General features: G+C 60.0%; 25 protein-coding genes and 1 pseudogene. 6 read left to right on the top strand and 20 right to left on the bottom strand.

All coding sequences use genetic code 11. The features are described from left to right. Window positions 1–3: 3 nt before the first annotated feature. Window positions 4–132: a hypothetical protein gene (locus AWB65_RS37660; protein WP_268808265.1), complete on the bottom strand. Its 129-nt coding sequence runs from the start codon at window positions 130–132 to the stop codon at window positions 4–6. A 495-nt stretch (window positions 133–627) separates the two neighbouring features. Between AWB65_RS37660 and AWB65_RS28775 the strand changes: the two genes are divergently transcribed. Beyond that, on the top strand, window positions 628–1,428 hold the full coding sequence (locus AWB65_RS28775) for a DUF3800 domain-containing protein (protein WP_087670371.1): 801 nt from the start codon (window positions 628–630) through the stop codon (window positions 1,426–1,428). Window positions 1,429–1,746: 318 nt separating this feature from the next. On the opposite strand, the gene AWB65_RS37925 is transcribed toward AWB65_RS28775, so the two are convergent. The 8 genes and pseudogenes from AWB65_RS37925 to traJ form a co-directional block, all read right to left on the bottom strand. Then, window positions 1,747–2,151 carry a KfrB domain-containing protein gene (locus AWB65_RS37925; protein WP_087670370.1) on the bottom strand — a complete coding sequence of 135 codons (405 nt, stop codon included), beginning with the start codon at window positions 2,149–2,151 and terminating at the stop codon, window positions 1,747–1,749. 15 nt (window positions 2,152–2,166) lie between these two features. Beyond that, window positions 2,167–2,853, bottom strand: a pseudogene (locus AWB65_RS37920) (ArdC family protein); the annotation flags it as partial. Between the two features lie 3 nt (window positions 2,854–2,856). Continuing rightward, a complete protein-coding gene (locus tag AWB65_RS28755; RefSeq protein ID WP_087670369.1) occupies window positions 2,857–3,090 on the bottom strand; it encodes a conjugal transfer protein TraD in 234 nt (77 codons plus the stop codon). Beyond that, window positions 3,087–5,144 (bottom strand): DNA topoisomerase 3, encoded by a 2,058-nt coding sequence (locus AWB65_RS28750; RefSeq protein WP_087670368.1) that lies wholly within the window; start codon window positions 5,142–5,144, stop codon window positions 3,087–3,089. The genes AWB65_RS28755 and AWB65_RS28750 overlap by 4 nt, the downstream gene beginning before the upstream one ends. Before the next feature lie 27 nt (window positions 5,145–5,171). Continuing rightward, window positions 5,172–5,687 carry a conjugative transfer signal peptidase TraF gene (gene traF / locus AWB65_RS28745; protein ID WP_235007815.1) on the bottom strand — a complete coding sequence of 172 codons (516 nt, stop codon included), beginning with the start codon at window positions 5,685–5,687 and terminating at the stop codon, window positions 5,172–5,174. 17 nt (window positions 5,688–5,704) lie between these two features. Continuing rightward, window positions 5,705–7,642, bottom strand: coding sequence for a type IV secretory system conjugative DNA transfer family protein (locus AWB65_RS28740; RefSeq protein ID WP_087670366.1), 1,938 nt, complete (start codon window positions 7,640–7,642; stop codon window positions 5,705–5,707). Continuing rightward, complete coding sequence (gene traI / locus AWB65_RS28735) at window positions 7,639–10,119, bottom strand: TraI/MobA(P) family conjugative relaxase (protein WP_087670365.1); 2,481 nt, start codon at window positions 10,117–10,119, stop codon at window positions 7,639–7,641. Before traI ends, AWB65_RS28740 begins: the two co-directional genes overlap by 4 nt. Before the next feature lie 34 nt (window positions 10,120–10,153). Next, on the bottom strand, window positions 10,154–10,507 hold the full coding sequence (gene traJ, locus AWB65_RS28730) for a conjugal transfer transcriptional regulator TraJ (protein ID WP_087670364.1): 354 nt from the start codon (window positions 10,505–10,507) through the stop codon (window positions 10,154–10,156). A 355-nt stretch (window positions 10,508–10,862) separates the two neighbouring features. On the opposite strand from traJ, the gene AWB65_RS28725 reads away from it, so the two are divergent. From AWB65_RS28725 to traM, 3 genes are read left to right on the top strand one after another with little or no spacing between them, the layout of a single operon-like run. Then, complete coding sequence (locus AWB65_RS28725) at window positions 10,863–11,297, top strand: TraK family protein (protein ID WP_087670363.1); 435 nt, start codon at window positions 10,863–10,865, stop codon at window positions 11,295–11,297. Then, complete coding sequence (locus AWB65_RS28720) at window positions 11,297–12,022, top strand: PRK13886 family protein (RefSeq protein WP_087670362.1); 726 nt, start codon at window positions 11,297–11,299, stop codon at window positions 12,020–12,022. The genes AWB65_RS28725 and AWB65_RS28720 overlap by 1 nt, the downstream gene beginning before the upstream one ends. Further along, entirely contained in the window at window positions 12,022–12,468 is a 447-nt protein-coding gene (gene traM / locus AWB65_RS28715; RefSeq protein WP_087670361.1) for a conjugal transfer transcriptional regulator TraM, read from the top strand. The genes AWB65_RS28720 and traM overlap by 1 nt, the downstream gene beginning before the upstream one ends. A gap of 86 nt (window positions 12,469–12,554) precedes the next feature. Here traM and AWB65_RS28710 read toward each other — a convergent pair whose 3' ends face one another. From AWB65_RS28710 to AWB65_RS28665, 11 genes are all read right to left on the bottom strand, one after another. Then, a complete protein-coding gene (locus AWB65_RS28710; RefSeq protein ID WP_087670360.1) occupies window positions 12,555–13,193 on the bottom strand; it encodes an IncP plasmid survival protein KfrC family protein in 639 nt (212 codons plus the stop codon). 29 nt (window positions 13,194–13,222) lie between these two features. Continuing rightward, window positions 13,223–13,555, bottom strand: coding sequence for a KfrB domain-containing protein (locus tag AWB65_RS28705; protein ID WP_445344299.1), 333 nt, complete (start codon window positions 13,553–13,555; stop codon window positions 13,223–13,225). 478 nt (window positions 13,556–14,033) lie between these two features. Further along, window positions 14,034–15,074 carry a transcriptional repressor gene korB gene (locus tag AWB65_RS28700; protein ID WP_200821819.1) on the bottom strand — a complete coding sequence of 347 codons (1,041 nt, stop codon included), beginning with the start codon at window positions 15,072–15,074 and terminating at the stop codon, window positions 14,034–14,036. After that, window positions 15,071–15,835, bottom strand: a complete 765-nt coding sequence (locus tag AWB65_RS28695; RefSeq protein ID WP_087670358.1) for a ParA family protein — start codon at window positions 15,833–15,835, stop codon at window positions 15,071–15,073. Before AWB65_RS28695 ends, AWB65_RS28700 begins: the two co-directional genes overlap by 4 nt. Then, on the bottom strand, window positions 15,792–16,088 hold the full coding sequence (locus tag AWB65_RS28690; protein WP_235007818.1) for a TrfB-related DNA-binding protein: 297 nt from the start codon (window positions 16,086–16,088) through the stop codon (window positions 15,792–15,794). The genes AWB65_RS28695 and AWB65_RS28690 overlap by 44 nt, the downstream gene beginning before the upstream one ends. Before the next feature lie 186 nt (window positions 16,089–16,274). After that, window positions 16,275–16,586, bottom strand: a complete 312-nt coding sequence (gene kleE, locus AWB65_RS28685) for a KleE stable inheritance protein (RefSeq protein WP_087670357.1) — start codon at window positions 16,584–16,586, stop codon at window positions 16,275–16,277. Between the two features lie 190 nt (window positions 16,587–16,776). After that, window positions 16,777–17,034, bottom strand: coding sequence for a helix-turn-helix domain-containing protein (locus AWB65_RS28680; protein WP_087670356.1), 258 nt, complete (start codon window positions 17,032–17,034; stop codon window positions 16,777–16,779). A gap of 20 nt (window positions 17,035–17,054) precedes the next feature. Beyond that, the gene (locus tag AWB65_RS38100; RefSeq protein ID WP_510183498.1) at window positions 17,055–17,147 is read right to left on the bottom strand and encodes a hypothetical protein; all 93 of its coding nucleotides are present in this window, start codon (window positions 17,145–17,147) and stop codon (window positions 17,055–17,057) included. 17 nt (window positions 17,148–17,164) lie between these two features. Continuing rightward, the gene (locus tag AWB65_RS36460) at window positions 17,165–17,515 is read right to left on the bottom strand and encodes a hypothetical protein (RefSeq protein ID WP_087670355.1); all 351 of its coding nucleotides are present in this window, start codon (window positions 17,513–17,515) and stop codon (window positions 17,165–17,167) included. 50 nt (window positions 17,516–17,565) lie between these two features. After that, window positions 17,566–17,988, bottom strand: a complete 423-nt coding sequence (locus tag AWB65_RS28670) for an antirestriction protein (protein WP_087670354.1) — start codon at window positions 17,986–17,988, stop codon at window positions 17,566–17,568. A gap of 1,266 nt (window positions 17,989–19,254) precedes the next feature. After that, window positions 19,255–19,731: a hypothetical protein gene (locus tag AWB65_RS28665; RefSeq protein ID WP_087670353.1), complete on the bottom strand. Its 477-nt coding sequence runs from the start codon at window positions 19,729–19,731 to the stop codon at window positions 19,255–19,257. A gap of 216 nt (window positions 19,732–19,947) precedes the next feature. Here AWB65_RS28665 and AWB65_RS28660 point away from each other — a divergent pair, with 216 nt between their 5' ends. Together AWB65_RS28660 and AWB65_RS28655 are read left to right on the top strand one after the other, a co-directional pair. Next, the gene (locus AWB65_RS28660) at window positions 19,948–20,439 is read left to right on the top strand and encodes a hypothetical protein (RefSeq protein WP_087670352.1); all 492 of its coding nucleotides are present in this window, start codon (window positions 19,948–19,950) and stop codon (window positions 20,437–20,439) included. Beyond that, on the top strand, window positions 20,432–21,241 hold an 810-nt coding region (locus tag AWB65_RS28655; RefSeq protein ID WP_327359212.1), incomplete at its 3' end, for a phage integrase family protein. The genes AWB65_RS28660 and AWB65_RS28655, both read left to right, overlap by 8 nt.

The following is a 21,241-nucleotide window of genomic DNA, read 5'->3' as shown; positions in this document are numbered from 1 at the left end:
GGATCACGCCGTCAAATCGTTGTGCAGTTTCAGCGGCACTTCCTTGACGGCCCGGATGAAGGAATTGAGGGAATAGCGGAACCCGTCCGGCTCATGGTAGTGGGCTTCCATCTGGTGCAGATGCCAGTGCATTCCTGCCACCGGTCAAGGGAAAGCTCCAGATTGTCATGCGCGCAAGTTCCATGAGACCGGGTTCCTTTCGTTTTTCGCTGCCGTCCACCATTGACCGGCTTCCCTCGGCAATGCAAGGGCTGCGTCTGGCCACCGGATATTGTCATGTGCAGCGCGGCTATCGTACGTTTTCGTCCGAATCCTGAGCCTACCTCAATCCTCAACGGCGGCGAACTCCCATAGGTTAAGCTATGAGTCCGTCGACGAGCGCTCCGCTGGTTACTGATCCATGTTTATATTTGTTGACGAGTCGGGAACGTCCTCGTTCACCGACAACGAGAACGCGTGGTGCGCAATCGCGGTCTTCGTTCTGCCAGAATCGAAGCGTCGTTCTTTGGAGACCCTTGTATCGCAACTGCGCTTTAAGTACGGTGCAGGGCGAGAAGTGAAGCTCGGAGCTATTCCCGACGAAGCAGCCTACATCACGTTCTTGACCGACCTGAGCAAGTTGGGGGGATGGCATTTGCCGTCGCCGTCGATGTGAGCCTGCATCGTCGCGAGCAAATAGAATTTCATCAGCAGATGCAGACCCGCAAGATTGTCGAGCACATCGACAAAATGATCTATGAGGACGGCCGGCGCGCAGTCTCGGACCTTGCGAACGAAATCAGCGCGTTGCCACTACAACTCTACACACAGCTCGTTCTACAGGTCGAACTTGTGTACACGGTTTTGCAGTATGCACCCTTGTACTACGTCCAACGAGAACCGGTCGCCTTGGCGAACTTTCGATGGCGCGTTGATCAGAAAGATCGAATCCCGAATCGGTACGAGAAAGTGTTCCGAAAAATCTTGCCCGCTCTTTTGCAGTCCAAGGGTCTGCGAGAGCCCATGATTTCTCTCGAAGGCGCAGATTACCGTCACTTCAAGCGGTTCGAGTATGAACCCGGTAAGGAGCCGAATTACCTGAAAGAAACCTATGGGTTGGACGCTCCTGAGGCCGCTACGAACAGCGTGAACGTCGGGAAACTAGTCAACGACGACTTTCGCTACGTTGACTCGGAGACATTTTCGGGCGTTCAGGTTGCAGACCTCATCGCATCTGGCGTCCGTCGCGTGCTTCGATCTAATTTCGATTCCCCTGAGAAAGTGGCACTGGCACTGGGCATGAACATGCTGCAAGCCCCGAAGGGCAAGACAACCATTCGCTTGCTGTCGCTCGATCAGGCCGGTCACGTCGATGAACGGCAGCGGCGCGTATTCGACTCATGGGCAGATACGCCCGGCCACTTTGACCTGACCAAGCAGGCTCGTTAGAAATTGCTATCGAGCCATGCTCGCGCCCAAGCGATAGCTCTGTCGTACGCCGCGGCCTCGGTGTCGAAGTATCCGATATCGAAAAAAGGAAGATTTGTCCTTGGTCTTCGTCCTCCCAAGGGCCGCGCTCCACCTCGACCCATGCGTGCCAGTGAAAGCCCTTCTTTTCGGGGTGTGAGTCAATCGTCCATTCCCGGTGTTCGACTTTCATGCTCAAAACGTCTCCACTGTTGAAGTCGGGTGCGTTGGTCCGTCTCGGCCGCAAAACAAAGGCCGAGTTACTACCCGGCCTTTGTTCATGTCACTCACGAGATTCCGTTAGAGGCTGTGCGCTCGACGGCTTTCAAGCTTCGCGCCCTCGGTCTGACTGACTTCGCCTTTGACCGTGCCAACGCCTCGACTGTACGACACCTCGTAACACTGGCCGACAGTAGGCTCTTTCTGGAAAATGGCTAGGTTGTGCTGCACGATGCCCTTGCTGGAAAGCTGGTAGGCGCTGCTTTGATCGACGTGCAAGACTTGGCCGCCGAACGTCTGAGGATGGACGTTCTTTGCGGCCTTCGTGGCGTCGGCCAGGTGGTAGACGCCGCTCGGCAATCCGGAGTCGGGGAGCGTTTTCATCGTCATCCACTGGCCTTCCATATACCGGTCGATTAGGCGGCTGCCGTTGTGAACGGAGACCTTCGTATCGCCCTCGGCGCTTGCTCGGTTCTTGAACTGCATGTTGTTCTCTCCTTACCCTTCGCTCCCGAAGGGATGCGCCAAGTCGCGGTCCAGGCGGTGCGAGTGGCCGGTCCAGTGGCCCAGCTCGTGCAGCGCCGTCGCGTAGTAATTGTCGGCGGTCGGAAACTGGCCCTTGTGCGGCAAGTGGATGCTGTCGGTCGCGGGCCGATAGAACGCGCGGTCGTGCTCCCCGTGATGGATAGCGGCGCCGGACGCGTGCAAGATGCGCTCCGCGCGCTCCACGGCATCCCATGTCTGTTCCTTCCGTTGCAGCGGCGGCAAACCGTCGATCTGCTCGGCATTGAACACGGTCGCGAAGAATACTCGCGGCCTCTCAAGCTTCACTTCCTCCATGACCGGTTCGCCTTTCGCGTCGAGAACGGGGCCGCCCTGTTCGTCGGTTTTGGGCTCTTCCTCGGTGAACTTCCAATACTGGATCGGCGTGCCTTTCTCGCCGCGTCGCACTTGTGCGCCGACAGCGACCGCCTGTTTGTAGGTGAGCCAGCGCGAATCGGTGCGACCTTGACCCATCAGGTGAATCGCATTGATGCCCTTGTATCGCTTGCCCGTGGTCGGGTTCATCGGAATGAACGCGCCGGGTTGGCCCGGTTCCCACGGTCTTTGCCACGGTGCCGTGCCGGCTTTGAGCTGCTCGATCAGTCGTTCCGCAACGACTTCAAAGAATGGCTTCTTCGGTTCCATATGCTAGTCCCCTTGGTCGTCACTCTGCGCGTCGATCAGATCGATGGCCGTATCAAGCGCATCGGCCTCGCTCAATGCGTCCTCTACGAACGCGCCGGCGCGGGCCGCTTCATCGGGATCGAACTCGGCCTGAAAGCCCGGCGTCTCGGCGTCAGCCAGCTTCTCGCGGAGAGCGGCCGCCGAATTCGCTTCATCGTCAAAACTCGTTTCGTCGTTGGGAAGCTCGGGGGTAGTCATGCTGACTTCTCCTTGCGTTGAATGGCGTAGTTGGGCTTGCCCTTGGCGTCGGGATACGTCTGCGAGCAAGTGGGATAGCCGCTGCACGACCAGAAGAATGTGGCGGCCTTTTGGCCAGCGCGACGGACAAGGCCCTTGCCGCACGCCATGCACTTGTGGGTCTCGGAGATCTTCGGCGCTTCCTTCGCGCCGGCGATCTTCACCGTTCCGTCGTTCGCCTTGGCAACCTGTTCGCGAACGAAAATCTCTTGCTTCTCGATGAAGCTGGCGACGTCTGACGAACCCAGCTCAATCGCCTTTAACATGCGTTCGTAAAGGGCGGTGAGGACTGGGCTTTTTACGACTTCGGGTAGTGCGTCGGTCATGCTGCGCCCCAGAGTCGTGCTGATAATCTGCTTGCCGTTCACCTCAAGGAAGTTCCGGCGTTTCAGCTCGGAAATGATCGACGCCCGCGTGGCAGAAGTGCCGATGCCGTCACCGTCGCGCAGCAGCTTTTTGTGCTCTGCGTCGGTCACGTACTTGTGAATGTTCTCCATCGCACGCTGTAGCGTGCCCTCGGTGAAGCGGCTCGGGGCCTTGGTCTTGGCATCTACCCGCGTGGCCTTTACACATGACACGGCGTCGCCGTTCGTCATGCCCGGCAAGGCCTGTTCGCCGCCATCCGTCTCGGCCTCGGCTTCTTCGTCGGCCTCGGCGTACACGTCTCGCCAGCCGTTACGCGTGATGACCTTGCCGCTTGCCTCAAAGCGTTCGCCGGCAACGTCGAGCGCGACGCTCGTGGCAAGGTACTCGTGCAGCGGATAGAACTGCGCGAGATACGCGCGCACGATCAGGTCATAGATATTGCGCTCCTGCTCGGACAGGCCGGCGATGCTGCCCTTGTGCATGGTCGGGATAATGCCGTGGTGCGCGGTGATCTTGCTGTCATCCCAAGTCTTTGACTTGATCTTGGGATTGGCACCCTCGACCAAGCCAGCCACGTCCGGGTAGGCGTCCTTGATGGCGTCGAGCACGCGCGGCGCGTCGGCGTGTTGCGACTCGGGAAGGAAAGCGCAGTCGGTTCGCGGATAGCTGGTGAGCTTGTGTATCTCATAGAGCGACTGGCACACATCGAGCACGTCTGTGGCGCTGTAGCCGAATTTGTTGGACGCCAAGAGGGTGATGTCCGACAGCGAATAGGCGCGCGGCTGTGCCTTTTTCTTCGGCTCCTGCTTGTACTCGATGACCTTCCCCGGCTGGCCGCTGACGGACTCGACCAGCTTGTTTGCGATGGCCGTGTCGGTGAGTCGCCCCTCGGGGTCCAAGCCGGCCTGGTCCTCCTGCGCACGCCACGCGGCGAGGAATACACCGCCTTCGTGTTTGAAGGCCGCTCGGATGGTGTGATACGGGATCGGCTTGAAAGCCTCGATTTCCCGGTCGCGCGCGACCACGAGAGCGAGCGTCGGAGTCTGCACGCGGCCAATAGTCAGCAGCGCGCGCGAGCCACCGCGCTGCGCGCGCAGCGTGTAAGCCCGGCTGAAATTCATGCCGATCAGCCAGTCGGCGCGACCGCGCGCCTGCGCTGCGCCGGCGAAGCCGCGAAACTCGACGTTGTCTTTGAGCGCAGCAAGTCCTCGTTGCACAGAAACGGAATCTTGGGCTTGCACCCAAAAGCGACGCACCGGCTTGTTGCAGTGGAAATGTTCGAGAACTTCGTCAACGAGTAGCTGGCCTTCGCGGTCGGGATCGCCCGCGTTGACGATTTCGGCCGCGTTTTTAAGCAGCCGACCGACGACCGCGAGCTGCGCTTTCGCGTCCTCGCGAGGTTGCATGATCCAAGATTCGGGAATGATCGGCAGTTCCTCGACACGCCAGATCTTCTTTCCGCTGGTGGGATTGCGCGGCACGTCTTCAGGGGTGTAGGCGTCGGGGTCGGCCTGTTCAAGCATGTGCCCGAAACACCATGTGATTGTGTCGTTACCGCACTCGATGTAACCGTCGCCCTTCCCGGTTGTGCCAAGCTCGCCGGCGATGGCCTTGGCAACGGACGGCTTTTCAGCGATGAATAAACGCATTGCTATGCCCTCACTTTTTGGTTTTTCTTACCCAGTGAAAACCGGCCGGATCACCGATTTCACGTGTTCACGGCTGACGGGTCCGAAGTAGCGCGCGTCGAATGACGTTTCGCTACGGTCGGTCATCAGCAACAGCTCGGATTCGCCCAGCGTGTAGCGTTCATCGCTCATGTAGGGCAGTGGACGGCCGGCCGTATCAACACGCAACGGCTTGCTGTGCGGTAGCAGTCCACCGTTGACGGTGACGCCCTGCGGCGTCACTGAAACCGTGTCGCCTTTAGCGGCTAAAACCTTCTTCATCATGTAGCCGTAATTGCCGGGGCAAAAACCCGGACCGATGTAGCCGCGTTCTCTCGCGTCATCAAACACGGTCCGCTGTGGCGGGCAAAAGATGACGTATTCGCCTTTGGTGATCGGCGCGCTGCTGGTCCAGTACAGCCCGAGCGGAATGCTCTTGCTCGTGTTGACGCGCGCACCCGCCGCATACATCGTCCCGCCCGCAGCCACGAAGCCAACGCCGGCAACAACGACCGATGCAATCACGCGCTTGATGGCCCTGTTCATATCGTTATCGCCTCTCCTGCAGCCGGCTCGTGCGCGAAGCGTAGTTTTTCGCTCGCTTGCGGCTCGGGCACCGCAGCGCGCGCCGCGAAAATCGGGTCTTGGAAGTAGAGCGGCTGCTTCCCGTAGATCGCGGGATAGCCCGCGACATACACAACCATGTCGCCGGCCTCGGTGATTTGCCCCTCGGCATCCTTCTTCGGCCCCGGCATCCGCAAGCACTCATCCACCGTGAGCAAGGGTCGTTGCACTTCCTGAATCGTGCGCGAGACTTGCCCGAGGATCGCGCTCGCGCGCTTGCCGCTCGTGGTGATCTGCTCTTTGACTACCGTGGTTTGTCCCGTCAGCTTTGACAGGTGTTCGGCTGTCTCGACGCGGTTCGGCGGATAGGCGTTTTGAACGTGGCAGTTAGATGTGATGGTTTCGTCGGGGCCGTAGCCGGTTTCGCGCGATTTGAGTTGGTTCAAGTCTTGGCAAACCAGATAAAACTTGATGCCGTAGCCGGCGAGAAACGCGAGCGATTCTTGAATGATTTCGAGTTTTCCGAGGCTCGGAAACTCGTCGATCATGCCCAGCAGGCGATGCTTGTAGGACTTCTTCGAGCGCACGTAGGAGTGCGCGACTTGCTTGAAACCTAGCTTGGCGAGCATTCGACGCCACCAAGGCATGTCGGCATGCACGCGCTCGAATTCCATCTTGTCGGCCAGCAGGCGCACGATCATGTTGAGCATGATGCGAACGTGCGGGCGCAAACGGGCCTTGTCGTTCGGCTGCGTGACGATGTACAGGCTCACCGGATGGTCGTGGTTCATCAGGTCTTTGATGCGGAAGTCGGACCTGCTGACGTTGCGAGCCACAACCGGATCGCGATAGAGCGCGAGGTACGACTTGGCCGTAGACAGGACCGAACCGGCCTCTTCTTCGGGGCGGTCCATCATGTCTCGTGCGGCCGCACCGACGACCGGATGGTTCTCGCCGTTGACGTGGCCGTACTGCGTCATTTCCATCCACAACTCGCCTATGTCGCGGTTGGGATCGGACATGATGGAGTCAACGCACGGCAGCGATGCCGGCGTGCCTTCGTTTTTGGCCTTGTAGAGAACGTGCAGGATGACACCCACGATGAGGGCCTGCGAGGTCTTCTGCCAGTGGGATTCAAGCCCCTTGCCGTCCGGGTCAACGATCAGCGTGGCGAGGTTCTGCACGTCGCCAACTTCATGCTCCGTGCCGACACGGATTTCATCGAGCGCATTCCATGCGGCCCCGCCTTCGATTGCGGCCGGCTCATGACGAATGACCTTGTTCTTGGCGTGCTTCTGACGCCATCCGGACGTCATCGCCCACAATTCGCCTTTGAGGTCGGTAACGACCGTGCTGTGCGGCCACGACAGCAACGTGGGCACCACGAGACCGACGCCCTTGCCAGAGCGGGTTGGCGCGTAGGTCAAGACGTGCTCGGGGCCGTTGTGTCGCAGATAGTGAAGCGTGCCGTCCTTGTCCTCCCACGCGCCCACGTACACGCCTTCGTCGTTGCCAAGCAACCCGGATCCTTCAATGTCCTTCTTGTTCGCCCAGCGCGCGGAACCGTGCAGATACTCGTTGGCTTTGGCCGAGTTCGCCCCGAACGTCTTTACGATTGCCGTGCCAATAAGGCCGCCGGCGGCAACCATCGTGCCGATGCTGCCGGCTGCTAAGAAGTAGCTATGAAACTGCTCGCCCCACTTGCCGTACCACGAGAGGATTGACCAAGGCACATACAGGTGGTTGTAGTTCGCGCCAAGTGTCGGCTGATAATTGAACGTGTGCGCGAAGTATTGCGTGGCGGCCTGCAAGCCCGCTGCCATCGAGGTAAGGGCAAGCACCGGCACCAGCTTGTTCCTCTTGGCCCGCGTCCCTCGAACCTGCGGGCCGACTGCATTGTTCGGCTTCTCTCTCATCTGCTTCTTCCTTTCGTCTTGAGGGTGCCCTTGTTGGTGAGCGATACGTCATTGCCAAGGGACAGCCGTTTCATCCGGCGCGCTGTAGCTGCATCGACGGCCAGCACAACCACTTCTTCATCACGCCTCAAGAGGGCGAGCGATTCGCCCTCAACTTGGCGTAGTCCGGCAAACCTCACCGCGCCCGCGTCATTTTCATTATATCGCCGGTGCTTCGGTATATCGAATCCTTTAGTGCGCTTGGACTCTCGCTCGACAATGTACTTGTCGGCTGCCGTGAGGGTCGCCGCGGCTATTCCTCCTGTCCGATGAGCACCCCGTCGCAGCCCGTTATCACGTTGGGCTTCGCGCTCTCCCACACGGTCAGATACATGACGCGGCAGTAGCACTTCACTTCCTCCGGCGAGCTGAACCACACCGAGTTGGGACAGGTTTCGCAGACGGTGGGTGCTTGCGGGCGGCGGTGCGGTTCCAACGCGTCCAACGTTGGGCTTGTTGGCCCCTGGGGCGCCTCGAATGGCTGTGCGCCCGTTGGCTCCATGCCTTCCAATTCCGATGGGACGTCCGAGGCCTCGACCGACGCTGATTCTTGCAGCAACGCCATCGCGGCCGCGATCTGCTCGTCCTCGTTCGTCGCTGGCGTGTTCGGATCGTGCTGCTGGTTGGGCTCGTTGCTCATGGGCTTGCTCCTTCTTGGTTGAGATGGGCGAACGGCTTGCAGCGTCGTCGCGCTCGCTCAAGGCGTCCTCGTGGAATGCGCCTGCGCGGGCGGCCTGCGCGGGAGTAAATTCGGCGTGCTTCTCGCGTGCGACCGCGTCGTTGGCAAGCTGCTGCCGGCGTTTCTCGAGCGCGGCATCGTCAAACGTCACGCTGAGGTGTGCGGCGGCCGCGACTTGCGCGGCGCGCTCCTTGAAGTCATCGGTGCCGTTCACGGCGATACGCTCGCCATAGCGGTAGATCGCCATGCGAAGCGCGGCCTCTAAGCCGTGATCGCCGGCACCGCGCGAGACGTTCAACAGGTCGCCATCGTCACGAATGGCGGTCGAACCGACGCGATAGATGATCGTTCCGGCCTTCGTGATGTTGTCGGGTTTGAGGCCCGGCACCGGGCCTGTTCGACGGGCCTGAAACCCGCCGACGGTGTTGCGGGACTGGCTCTGCCGGGCTTCGCGAGCGCGCAGCGCGGAAAGAGCCCCTTGGTCGCCCTGTTTGGCCTTCGCCTGCAACCAGTCGGCCCACACGCGACGATGATGGGTCGCATAGGCGGTGTCGCGGGCTTTCAGAAAGTCGGCATTCGCCTTCTGTATGCCCTCCTGCAAGGATTTACCGACGAGGGCATACAGCAGCTTCTTGTTGACGCCCGCACCACGCATCAACTTGATCGCCGCACGTTTGAGGCGACCTGTACGCTTTGCGGCCTCGATCTTCCGGTCGCGCTCCGCTCGCGCTCGTGCCATCGCGCCGTTGCGGGCTGCGCCAAGATTTTCCTGCTCGGCCTTGTACCGGGCGTAAAGCTCCACGGTGCTGACTTTCTTCGCGTAGACGGGCCGCTGCTCGTAGCGCGTGCCGCTCTTGATATGCAGCACGCCAACCGCGTCGAGGCTGGGCGTACGCCACCTGCTGCGCGGCGGCGGCCGCTGGCCGACCTTCTCGACGCGCGGGGCCTGCGCACGGCGCGCTTCGATGATCGCCGGCGATGGTCCGCGCGTCGCACGCGGCTCAAAGGCACCAAGACGGGATACGAGCTTGGCTTTGGACAGCTCGCGCGCAACAGAGCTGGCTTTGACACCCAAGCCCGAACCGTCAACGATCACTAGCCCGTTGCCACGCTCGCGCAGATCGAGGCCATTGCGCTGCATAACGGCGTGCAGTTCAGCCCAACTCTGTGCGACCTTGATTTGGTCCACGCACTCACGCTTGATCCACCCAAGCAGGCTTTCGACGCCTGCGTGATATTCCATGTCGGCAGCCCGGTTCTCGGACGCAACCTTGCGCGATGTGTGGTTCACGCGCTGCAAGTCGTGCTCGATTTCGAGCTTCGCGGCCATCTCGCCAAGGGTGCGGTAGTCGCGATACGGCTCGTGGATCGTGTGTCGCGTCGGGTGAATCTTGTTGATCGCGATGTGAATGTGCAGGTGGTCGGTGTCGTGGTGGACTGCACTGACGCGCTGATGGTCTTCATAGCCGAGCGAGGCGACGAGGCGTGTTTCAATGTCGCGCAGCACGTCATCGGACGGCGACTCGCCGGGCGGGAAGGAAATCAGCAGGTGATAGGTCTTGTCAGCTTCGGTGCGCGTATTGAGTGCCTGCGTCGCCTGTACTTCGAAAGCGGCATCGAGCGCCACGTCCTGATGACAATTCGTGACTGAAGTTTGCCCGACCCGCTCTTGCTTGCTCTGCGGATCAGTCATGTATTGAACGAGGTCGCGGAAATTGCTTTTCCTGACCTGTCGCATGGGAATATGCCGCGCGATCACACATCCCCCCTTGCCGTTTTAGCCGCTAAAAGAATCATCCCTGTACGACCTCGGTCATGACCCTGCGCAGCTCGTCTTGCGTCGCCTCAATCTTCCCGAGCAACGCGCGAATCGTGGCCGGCGTGAAATCGGCAACGCGGGCGTCGTTCGTCAACCAGAGTTTGAGCAGACCGCCAAGGCGGCCGAGGTCGCCATTGACCTTCGCCAGATCATGCACGCGGCCGTGGTCGAGGATGCCCTGAATCTCGTAGCCCATACCCACGCGCAGCAGATAAGTCGAAAGGCTCAAGCCGGCCGCATCGGCGTTGGCTTGCACGGCAGCCCGCTCGTCGGGCAGGCAGTACACCTTGATCGGCGTGCTGCCCTTGCGCGTCGTCTTCGCTTGCATCGCTTCTCCCTTATGGCGGCGGTAGCCGCTGGCCTCGCAGAGCAAGATTCCCGTTGAGCGCCAAAGGCGCGAATAAGGGAGGAGTGAAGTAGGAACACCTGCTTGCCGGTGGTCCTACTTCACCTATCTTGCCCGCCTTACGGCGTTGCATACGCCAAAGAAAGTCTACAGCAACATCGCGGTAAATTTCTGTATATCGGAAAGAAATTGACGGATATACAGAAACGAAGCCTATAATGCGACGAAAGCAGAGACGCACGGCTGAAAGAAGGAATGCGGGGCCGATCCACCGGGCAATTACAGGTTGGATGCCGACAAATGCAGAGAAATACAGACGAGAGGCGAGCGAAAAACAATGCCCAAAAGCTATACCGACGACTTGGCATCATGGGTCGAAACCCGGTCATCAAAGAGGCGCCGGCGCGATGAAGCAGCGGTCGCCTTCCTTGCCGTGAAGGAAAAGGTCATAGAGGCGCTGGAAGCCGGATATGCCCTCACAACGATCTGGGAGCACATGAGCGATACCGGCGTGGTGAAGTTTTCATACGAGACATTTCGCGCGCACGCGAGGCGATACATCAAGGCCCGCGCCGAGGACGCACCCCCGGAACACGCGCCGGCCGCAAGCGCGAAATCATCCGCAGTGACAACGCAGCAATCGCGCCGAACGCAGCGGGGCGGTAACGCTGCGAAACCGCCCAGCGATGCGCAGGCAATTCCCACGGAGAAGCCGGATCGCATCCCCGGCTTCACCTTTAATCCGAACCCCGACAAGAAGGACTTACTGTAATGGCGAAGATCCACATCACCCTGCAAGGCAAAGGCGGCGTCGGCAAATCGTTCATCGCCGTGAACACGGCGCAGTACAAGGCCCACAAGGGCCAGAGACCGCTCTGCGTCGATACTGACCCGGTGAACGCAACATTCGCCGGCTTCCAGTCCCTCAACGTGCGCCGTCTCGAAATCATGGAAGGCGACGAAATCAACTCCCGCAACTTTGACGCGCTGGTTGAAATGGTCGCGCCGGCGACGGATGACGTGATTATCGACAACGGGGCCAGCTCGTTCGTGCCGCTTTCGCATTACCTCATCAGCAACCAAGTACCGGCCCTGCTACACGAGATGGGACACCAGCTCATCGTCCACACGTCGATCACGGGCGGTCAGTCGCTCGTGGACACCATAAGCGGCTTCGCGCAGGTCGCCCGGCAGTTTCCTGCAGAGACCGCGATTGTCGTGTGGCTCAATCCGTACTGGGGGCCGGTCGAACACGAGGGCAAGGGATTCGAGCAGATGAAGGCCTACAAGGAACACAAAGACCGTGTGTCGGCCATCGTTCAGGTGCCGGCACTCAAGGAAGAAACCTACGGCCGCGACCTGACCGAAATGCTGCAAGAGCGGTTGACGTTTGACCAGGCGATTGCCTTGCCGTCACGCACGATCATGGCACGTCAGCGTTTGAAGCTCGTGCGCGATCAGATCTACGCGCAGCTCGACAACGCGGCGGTGCTGTGATGGGTGAAGCAGACCAGCTAGAGGAACTTATCAAGGAAATCGCCGCGAAACACGGCGTCGCCGTGAGTCGCGACGACCCGATTCTGATCTTGCAGACGATCAACAATCGCCTGATGCTCGACAGCCAGCGTGCGCAGGAAGCGATGCTCGAACAGTACAAGGAAGAACTGGAAGGCATCGCGACGCGCTGGGGCAGCGACGCAAAGGTAAAGGCCGAGCGGATTCTGAACGCGGCGATGACAGCCAGCAAGGAAGCGATGGCAAAAACCTTGAATGACGGCGCGGTGGCCGTCGCCGCTGTGGTCCGCAAGGAAGTCGATGATGCGCTGGCCGGGGCGCGTCGCCAGATCCAGGCCGCGCGCGGTCTGTCGATGTGGAATCTGGCGGCCGCAGCGATCACGCTTTTGGCAGCCGGCGTGGTTGCGTGGGCCTCGCTAGGGCATTGAACGACTGCCCGCCGACAGCAAAAAGCCGGGCGCGACCGGGCTTTTTGCTGTCTGGATTGGTGAGCCTTTTCAGGACCAAACGACCATCAAAGTGGCGTCTGAGAAAGGTTGAGGCTACGCGAACGGCCGATGCCTTGACCGCCCTCGTCAGTGCGCTCGCGCGCGATTTGCTGACGGCGTTCCTGCTCCTTCTTGCGCATATGCACTTGGTGACGGCGTGCCGCCTCGCGCATTTCGTCCCATTCCTCGGCCAGCTCGGGCTGCTGCGCGCGGAGCTTCCGCGTCGCCATCTCCTCGATGCGCGGCGCATGTACGCCCATGCCGTCTTTGATTTCGCGAACGCTTTCAAGCCGGGTGTGTAGGCGCTGCAAGAGAGCCTGCTGTTGCTGCATTTGGCCTTGCCAGCGAACACGTTGGCCGGGCAGAGCAAGCAATCCCGGTTGCCTGGCTTCGATCCGCATAAGCTGCGATTCTTGCCGCTCAATGAGGCCTTCTAGGCGGTCCTCGATTCGAGCGGCTTGGTCTTGCTTGGCCTCGATCTGCGCCGCAAGTGCCACGCTGTATCCCGACGCCAAGGGAGCGGTTTCAAGCGCCGCCTGCTGTTCGCCCTGCACTTCCTCCGTCTGTTCAAGCAAGGCATCCGCCTGCCGCTGAACATCGGACGCGCGGCGCGAGCCGGGCATGTCCGTGAGGCGCTGGGGTTGACGATCAGTGGCAGCACTCATGCGATAGCTCCTGTTTTTAGCGGCTAAAACTATCGGGAGAGTTTCTTACCCAACTTTTCAGAGGCGGCGGCCACCTGTGCGCGCCCGGTAGGCTGGTCATATGTGATGCTTTTCGCGCTCCCGAGTTCAGGTACTTTATCGAAATCTGCGCGTTCGTGCTTCACAAATTGCTTGCCGATCTGCTGGTAAATGGCCTGTTTGTCGGCGTGGACGATGACACCTTCGTACGCTTTTCCCTTGTCGGCCGCCGTCGCTGCGTAAATGTTGTAAATGCCGGGTTTAAGCTGGCCGGCTTTGTCTACGTGCTCCGTCTGCCATGCCCCTGTGGTCTGCTCGTTCTGAACAATTCTCTGACCGTTCATGACGAGTACGCGGTGTCTCATTGTTCTAACTCCCTCCGGCCACCCTGATTGAACGTCATAGGTTGCGGTCTGTTGATTGACCCATGACACAAGCATGGGATAACGGCACCGTCGCGCTGCGCTGTGGCTTCTTCATTGCATAAATGTCGCGCAAATACTACAAAGATTTTAGCTGAACACTTTCGATTTATTAGTCAATTTTTGTTCTACCCTGCCCTCCCCTCACTTTAACTATTGCTTGCTTTGCGCGTTTCGAGCAGATCATTGCTCTGCGTTTGCATGGCGCGCAAATTCGCGGCACGCAGAGGGCCTTCTTCTCGCGTACTGCCTGCGGGGACTCCACACGTTTTGCAAACCGTGTACCTCTCTCTACCTTGGCAAGTCGCTTCCGCGTCCTCCAAGGCCGTAGGCGAAAAAAAACCCGCTCGAGGGCGGGCTTGGTTGGCGCGGGGCCGCTATCGGGAGTGGTCGGCCGGCGTCAGCCCTCAACCAGTGCCACAAGCTGCACTTCGGTCAAGTTGGCCTCCACCTCGTGGCCGTCGTCGTCGTACTTGATCCATGCAAAGCCCTCGATCGGGGGACGCTTGGTAAGGATCAACCGGGCAGGCCGGTCATCGTGACGAACCTGCAAGATAGCCTTCTTGAGCTTGTCCGGGTCCGGTTCCTTTGCAGCTTTCGCCTGGCCGCCCGAATTGTCGTCGGTCGGACCTTGCTGCTCGCCTTCGGTTTCGGCATCGGTCTTACTGCTGAATGCGTCCACGGTGTTTGGATCGCGGGCCTTGTCGTCCAGAAACTCGCGCAGCAGCTTCACTGACCCACGCGTGATTTCCTGTTCTTCGTCGTCAAGCCACGCATTAACTGCCTGCGGCTTCTTCTTGTAGGCCGTTACCAGTTCGTTCACTACGGTCACGTCCCGCACACGGTCAGCGTTGAACGCCCCGGCAATCGACTCCGGCAGGTCCAGCAGCGTGACGTGCTGCGTGACGAAGGCCGGCGACTTGCCGAGCTCCTTGGCAATGTCGCTTTTCTTTTTGCCCTTCGCCAGTTCGCGACCGATGAAGTCCGCAATCTCGCGCGGCGTCAGCTCGTTGCGTTGCAGGTTCTCGATAACCTGATCGGCCTCGTTGTAGTCGTTGTCGATAAAAGCTGGGATCGACTCCTTGCCCGCCCACTTCGAGCCACGGTAGCGCCGTGCGCCGTGGTTGATGATGAAACGCCCGTCCATTTCCAGGTTCTCCCTGACCGAAATGGGCGACTTGACGCCGCGCTGTTTGATCGTCGCGCCAATCTCCGCGATGCTTTCGTGCGAAAAGCCTGGATTGTCGGCTGTGCGCGGCTGATTCGGATCTTCGTCAATCAGGTCAAGGGGAAGCTCGATGGGGCCGGCGCTGGCGTGACCAGCGGCCGCGGGGGTGTCGAGCAAGCCCGACAGGTCGCCAATGCTGTCCAGGCCCAAACCGTTGCCCTTGCGGCCTTCCTGTTGCTTTTTCGTGGCGTTCTTGGCCGTCGCGGTCATCATGCAATCTCCATCTTTTCGAACACGTATTGAGCGAGCGCTCGCACTTCCTTGGTGGCGACGCGTGCGGCCGTTTTCTTGATCTTCCATACGGGCATCTGCTCGCCCAGCGCCTCCGCGATGCTGTCACGTGAACCTATGCTGATGGGCGTCACAAGCTGCGGGTAGGCATTGCGAAGGTCGGTCAGGTTGCCCACGTGACGCGGTTTGCGCGCATCTACCTTGTTGGGAACCATGCCGAGAAAGCGCAGCTTCGGGTTCTGCTTGCGGAGGTTGCCGATTACAGCAACCATCTTCTTCATGCCGTGCAGGCTGTAGGCCTCCATTTCCACCGGCGACAGCATGTAGTCACTCGTCACAACGGCCGCAGTCATGATGACTCCAAGAGACGGCGGGGTGTCGATCAGCAGCACGTCGAAGAACTCGGCCAGCGCCTCGATGTTGTCCCGCAGCTTGGCAGCCGCCTCGCCCGCCTTCATGTTGCCCTCGACGTTTGCCAACGGCGCGTCGGCTTCAATCAGAACGAGACCGTTGTCCTCGCGCCCGCCAAAGTGCTTGCGCAGTTCGTCCGGATTGCCAGTAATCAAACGGCTTGCTGCGAAGCCCGACTCGTGACCCTCAAGGGTGTACGAGGCATTGCCTTGGGTATCCATGTCTGCCACAGCAACACGCAAACCGCGCTCGTGGAAGTCGAAAGCCAAGTGGCACGTTGCGAACGTCTTACCTTGGCCGCCCTTCTGAATTGCCGTGACTAGAGTCTTCATTTGTGAGGTTCCGTTTTTTCGCTGCCTCGTTTGCCCACTTCTTTACGATGAACGCCTGATGCGCCGGGAGTACTGCGGTTACTCGCTCGTAGCCCTCCGGAACGCTCCGCTCCTCGTGCGACACCCACACGCGATGCACTGCCTGCGATACGGCGCCCCTCGTCAACTTCAGCGATGAGACGAAGGTCGCTTGCGGCACTCCCTCGACTAGCACCGCCCGGGCTATGTCGAGGGTTTGCTGGCCCACGTCCATATCCCGGATGGCAGCCTGAAACTGCGCCTCCGTTAGCCGTTTCTTCATGGAATCCACCCATAGATTGCTCTCCGCGCTAGGGTTGAAAAATGGCGGTGCCAGCCGCCAAATCATCATATGAGTTTAGCTAAACATATATGCGCGGTCAAGCATTTTTTAGCCGCTAAAATTCCCTGTGTTGTTTAGTCAGCGGCATTGCAGCTCTTTTGGTTTGTATAGCGACACGAAATAGGTAAGGGCAGCGAGCACGCCGAAGTGCAGCAGAAACAGCCACCCTGCATGCGTGCCTGGCGTATGCCAATACCAAAGCATCCGCACAAACTGAAACACCACATCGAGCGCAACGATCCAACGCAAGATCGGCCACACAAGGACCGTGACAACCCATACGGCCTTTACGATGCCCGCGAGAGCGCCGCCGCTCTGCGCCTTTGGCGCAGGAGCCGCCTGCGCTTTGGGCGGCTCGGCCATCGTAGGAAACTTGATGATCTTGGACATTTCTTGACCCTTGGCGTCGTTACAGGTTGAATTGTGCCTGCAAGCTCGCTCTCCGCTTGCTTGTGACTCGCTGTGCCAGCTTCGGGTCAAACGCCCCGGATCGCTCCGGGGCGTCCCTCACCTAGCCACCGTGGCAAGACTTCACGGCAGTTTGCATTGCGCCTTCCTGAATCCGCTGGGTCCTGCCGCATCACGTTTGGCGTTCAATCCAGATTTTTTCGATCCCTGCGAAATCGCAAAGGATGGCCCACGCCGAGTACGAGATGGGTGCATTATCTCCGGTCCAACGACGCACTTGGCGGCTATCGGACACGCCCACCAGCTTTGCGGCCTGTGCGCCGCTCAAACCAGCACGCCGCAAAATTTCGCGTACTTCCTCGCCAGTCGGTCGCTCCCAAGTTTCGGAGTAGGGCCCCAAGCAGGCAACCCTAATGGTTGTTTCGGTCATGGTGCGACTCGCGTTATGAATTATTCGATTTTACTGTCCGACTCCCCCTCGACAGGCTCAAGATCGTCCATGTGATACAGGCTTTGAATGCAGTTCGGATCGACCGCGGCCACCTGTCGGCCAGCGCGGTTTATCCGGTACTCCACGAACGCCGTCGACCACGACAAGGAACGCTCCGCGTTGACCCCACATCGGCGCAAGGCTCGGCTCGGCAATGCCGCCCGATCACGTTACCGGTCGCCGTCTCGTCGCCTGAACTCCCGAAGAACGTTCCCCCGTTCCATTTCCAGATACAAGCCTCGTACCGCTGCGCCGCCTGCTCGGCCATAGTCAAATCGCCAGCGATTACGGCCGCGTGAAGCTCGCCTATCGCCGCTGCCGCGATGGCTAGAAGCTCGTCATCGTCGGTCGGCAGTTCGTCGGCCAGCTCCGCTGCGTACTGGTCGCGATCCATCGACGCCGTTTGTCCTTGTTTGCCCATTCTTCGCCGCTCCGGTAGTGGCCCCGGGTCATAGTCGGGGCCATCCCTCATCAGTCAATAGCGCGCCAGATAAAGCCAGCTTCCGAGTGCCAGTCCACGTACTCACGCAGCGCGTGATAAAGCTCACCGAAGCGATCGGGCTCGCATTCGGTCGCGGAAAGCTGACCCAAAGCAAAAAGCGTTGCGACGATACCGGCCGCATCGGCCGACATGAAACCATCGAAGCCGTTGCCGGCCACAACTAGGCGCAGTCGCGCTGGCAGGGTAGGTGCCATGTAATAGCCGCCGTTCGAGAGGGTGTGAAACTGCCAGAGTCCACCCACGTATTGAGGCGACAGGCGGCCCATCCGCTTATAGACGAGCGCCTCGCCGTACAGCATCAGGCTTTCACCAAAGAACGCCGGCAGGAACGCTATGCGTTCGGATTCCGGCACAACAGCGTCGGCAATGCGCGAGATAGCTAGGGTGTTCATCAGATTTCTCCGGTGGCGGACCTGAGCGAAATGCCCGGCCCTTAAGACTTAATATAGGCCTTAAAGACCTATAATTCGAGTTAAATTTAGCTAAACAAATCAAAAAAGGCCTGCCCACCTTATTCGGCGAACGGGCCTGCTTCCTCTTTTGGCGTACAAACTTCGCAGCTAGATCGGCTGGGTGGATTTTTAGCCGCTAAAAGAGGGCGGCTAGCAATGGAAAGTGCATTTTCATTGACAGATGGGGGATGGGGCAGGACGTCATCGACAGCAAGGCTGAAACAAGGACATGAATGCAAGGATTAGAGACTTTGAAGATAGGAGAGAGGACAGCGGGTCATCGCCGAAAGCCAAGCGTGGCCGGGGTGTTTTAGGTTTTTCTATCTCATTCGTAGCTGGTTGGACGCTCGGCGCACTATGGCTGTTGTGGGCAAGTGTGTGCAACCTGTGGGCGGCCTCGCCGTCCATGGGTTGTGCACACGGTGTCGCTTGCGACATGTCCACAACCCGTGGACTGCGGAAGGGGTAAGTGCTGGAGTTGAGAAGTAACCGATGCATTTGCATATGAACTGAGTCGGCTGGCGGGGCTGCTTAATCTTGCAGCAGTGATATGGTTAATTTATAGGGTTAAAAACAAGGTTAAAAGCAGGGTTAGCGCACTCACAAAACGCTTGTAAGGGATTGATTTGGCATAGGTTTTCGATATGAGGAAATCCCTCATGTGTCAATACCTATGTCCCTCATATGTCGATAGTCGATCCCTCAAGTGTCAAACATTGCGTCCCTCATCTGTCATGATTCTGTCCCCCAAATGTCAATATGACCCGAGGGTTTTCAACAGGCTTATCCACCGACGCTGTGGATAAGTTCAGGGATGTAGTCGCTATGGCTTCGTTTGAGCGGAGAAAGACGCCAGCGATAACCGGAAATCCCTCAAAAGTCATTAGTGACGCGAGTGCCACGAAGCTTTCCAGTCCCCCATATGTCAATGTCGATCCCTCAAGTGTCAACAGCGCGACTGGTCCTAAAGCTAAATTTTGGATTTCATGGCGTACATCCGTTGCGCCGGGGGAAATTGGCTATCCCTCAAGTGTCAACGAACGTTGACGTGTGGAGTCGATGAACGCTAGCGGGGGCGCCCGGAACTGATCGCTGGCTCGATCAGCTTTTGCCCGGGTCAGCCAAGCCTTGATGAGGAATAAAGCCGGGATGTACCCAGGCTTGGGTTCGCGGCTACAGGACTGCTTACCCGCGCGGATTCGTCGGTTATGCGTCGCCCGCCTGAACTTGGTCCCGACGGGTAGAAGGCGCGCAATGTGTTCGACGATGAGCTGGCGCGGTGTTCGACCATCGTCCGCAGCGTTTCGCGGAAAACCCCAACAATCTGTCTCCCCGCGCGGTATCGTGCCCGTCGCGCGCGAGCGTCGCCAGCCGGTCCTCCAGCGCGCGGATGAGCGCACGCGCCGCACCGATGTGTCGATTCGCCGTGGCCAGCATGCGTTGTTCATACGCCAGAGTCAGCGGCTGGGCGTCGCTTTGCTTGGACGGCTCGCCGATGTCTAGCGGCTCGACGTCAATGCGCGTCGGACGCACGCCCAGGCCGTCGACCACAGCGGCTTCGACCACTTCCGGCGAGACACAGTCTCGCGCGATGTCGAAGGCGCGGTAGGCGTCGACATAGTGGCCGCACCACCGTCCGTCAGGCTGAACGTAAATCCACAACGTGGAGTCACTGCGTGTCATGGCTTCATTTCGGCCGCCGTCGGGCCCGGGCTTGCCTTTCCTCGATGGGGCCTAAAGACCAGCATAGGGCAGGGCGGCAGGCTGCACCAGCTGCGTTTCGAGCGACAAAAGCCGTCACCCGCGTCCGGCTCGTCAAGCCTGATAAATCCTATTATCGGGATGGCGTTTGCGGGGTAAAATCCTCGAATTCCCATTTACAACAGAGAGCAGCGGTCCGTGGCACAAGGCGAAGACGGATTTTCAGATCGGGAGGTCGCGCGCGTCGTTCTGCAACTGGATGAAGCGGTTGCGCTCAAGCGACGGGCGGCGATTGCACGGTTAGCGGCGCACCAGGATGCGGTGCCCATCCTGCCAGTCCGGCCATCGCGCATCGAGCTCGCGGTGCTGACGGCGCTCGCCCAGACCTATGGACCGGCACTGCTTGAACAGCCGTCCTTCGCGCCGGTGCTCGACTGCATCGCGGAATGCGGTGCCGTGGTGCTGGTGCAGCGCGTGTTGTTTGGGGAGGCGTGGGGCGAACGCTCCGAGGACGTGCGACTGGCCGCGCGGCTGCTCGCTGCGCGCGTGCCGTTCGAGATCCTGTGCGGGACCTGGCCCGAGGTGTTCCTGGCGCAGGCGCACGCTGAGCTGCGTGGGTTCATGCCGCGGTCGCCGGGGTCACCCGACTCACCCGAGCCATCGGACGGCAAGGCGGGTGGCGATGACTGACCCGCGCGGTGTTTCATCCGGTCGTCCCCCGGAAAAGCTCACCGATGAGAAGCTGACCCTTGAGCGCGGCTTCACGACAAAGGATTTCACGGCGCTGCGCGCGTATGTGGAACGCATCGCGCCCGCGGTGATCGCGCGCACCTACTACGATCCCGACGCCGACCCGCATGCGGCGACGCCCGGTGCGATGGAGCGGCATCTCAGCCAGATGCTCGACACCCTGGTGCAGCTCGCGCTCGCCCACGGCTCGACGGTGCTCGCCGATCACCTGCGTGGGTCGATCAGGCAGCATGGTCAAGTGAAGCTGACCGGCGTCACGTTCCGGATGGTGACTGAAGCCGCGCAACTGGCCGCGGCGGCACCTCACCCCGATCACGCGATCGGCGCCTGGTTGCGTCCGCGCGTCGCGCGGCGGCTGAAAGGCGAGGGCATCACGACGCTGGGTGGGCTCGTTGCGTTCTGTAATCGGCGCGGCGCCAGCTGGTGGCGCTCGATTCCGCGTATTGGGCCAGGCCGCGCACGCGCGATCGTCAGCTGGCTGCGGCGCCAGCAGGCGGCGCTGCAACTAACGGTCGAGGCCGATGTTGACTCGGAAGAGCATGACGGGCTGCCACTGCTCGCGGCAGACCTGGTCGAGGTGGTGCAGGCTGCCAACGTGACAGAACGCGGCGTCGCTCGACTCACCCTCGCGCCGCTCGAGCGCCTGTCGGTGCCGCACACGCTCTCCGGTGCCAACGGCGAGAACCGCTCCACCGCCTTCTGTTATATCCAGGCGCAGCACGACCTCGATGCGGTGCGCGCG

The organism is Caballeronia humi (assembly GCF_001544475.1).
GTDB lineage: Bacteria > Pseudomonadota > Gammaproteobacteria > Burkholderiales > Burkholderiaceae > Caballeronia > Caballeronia humi.
The sequence above is the reverse complement of the archived record's forward strand: the minus strand, read 5'-3'. Positions and strand labels throughout refer to the sequence as shown.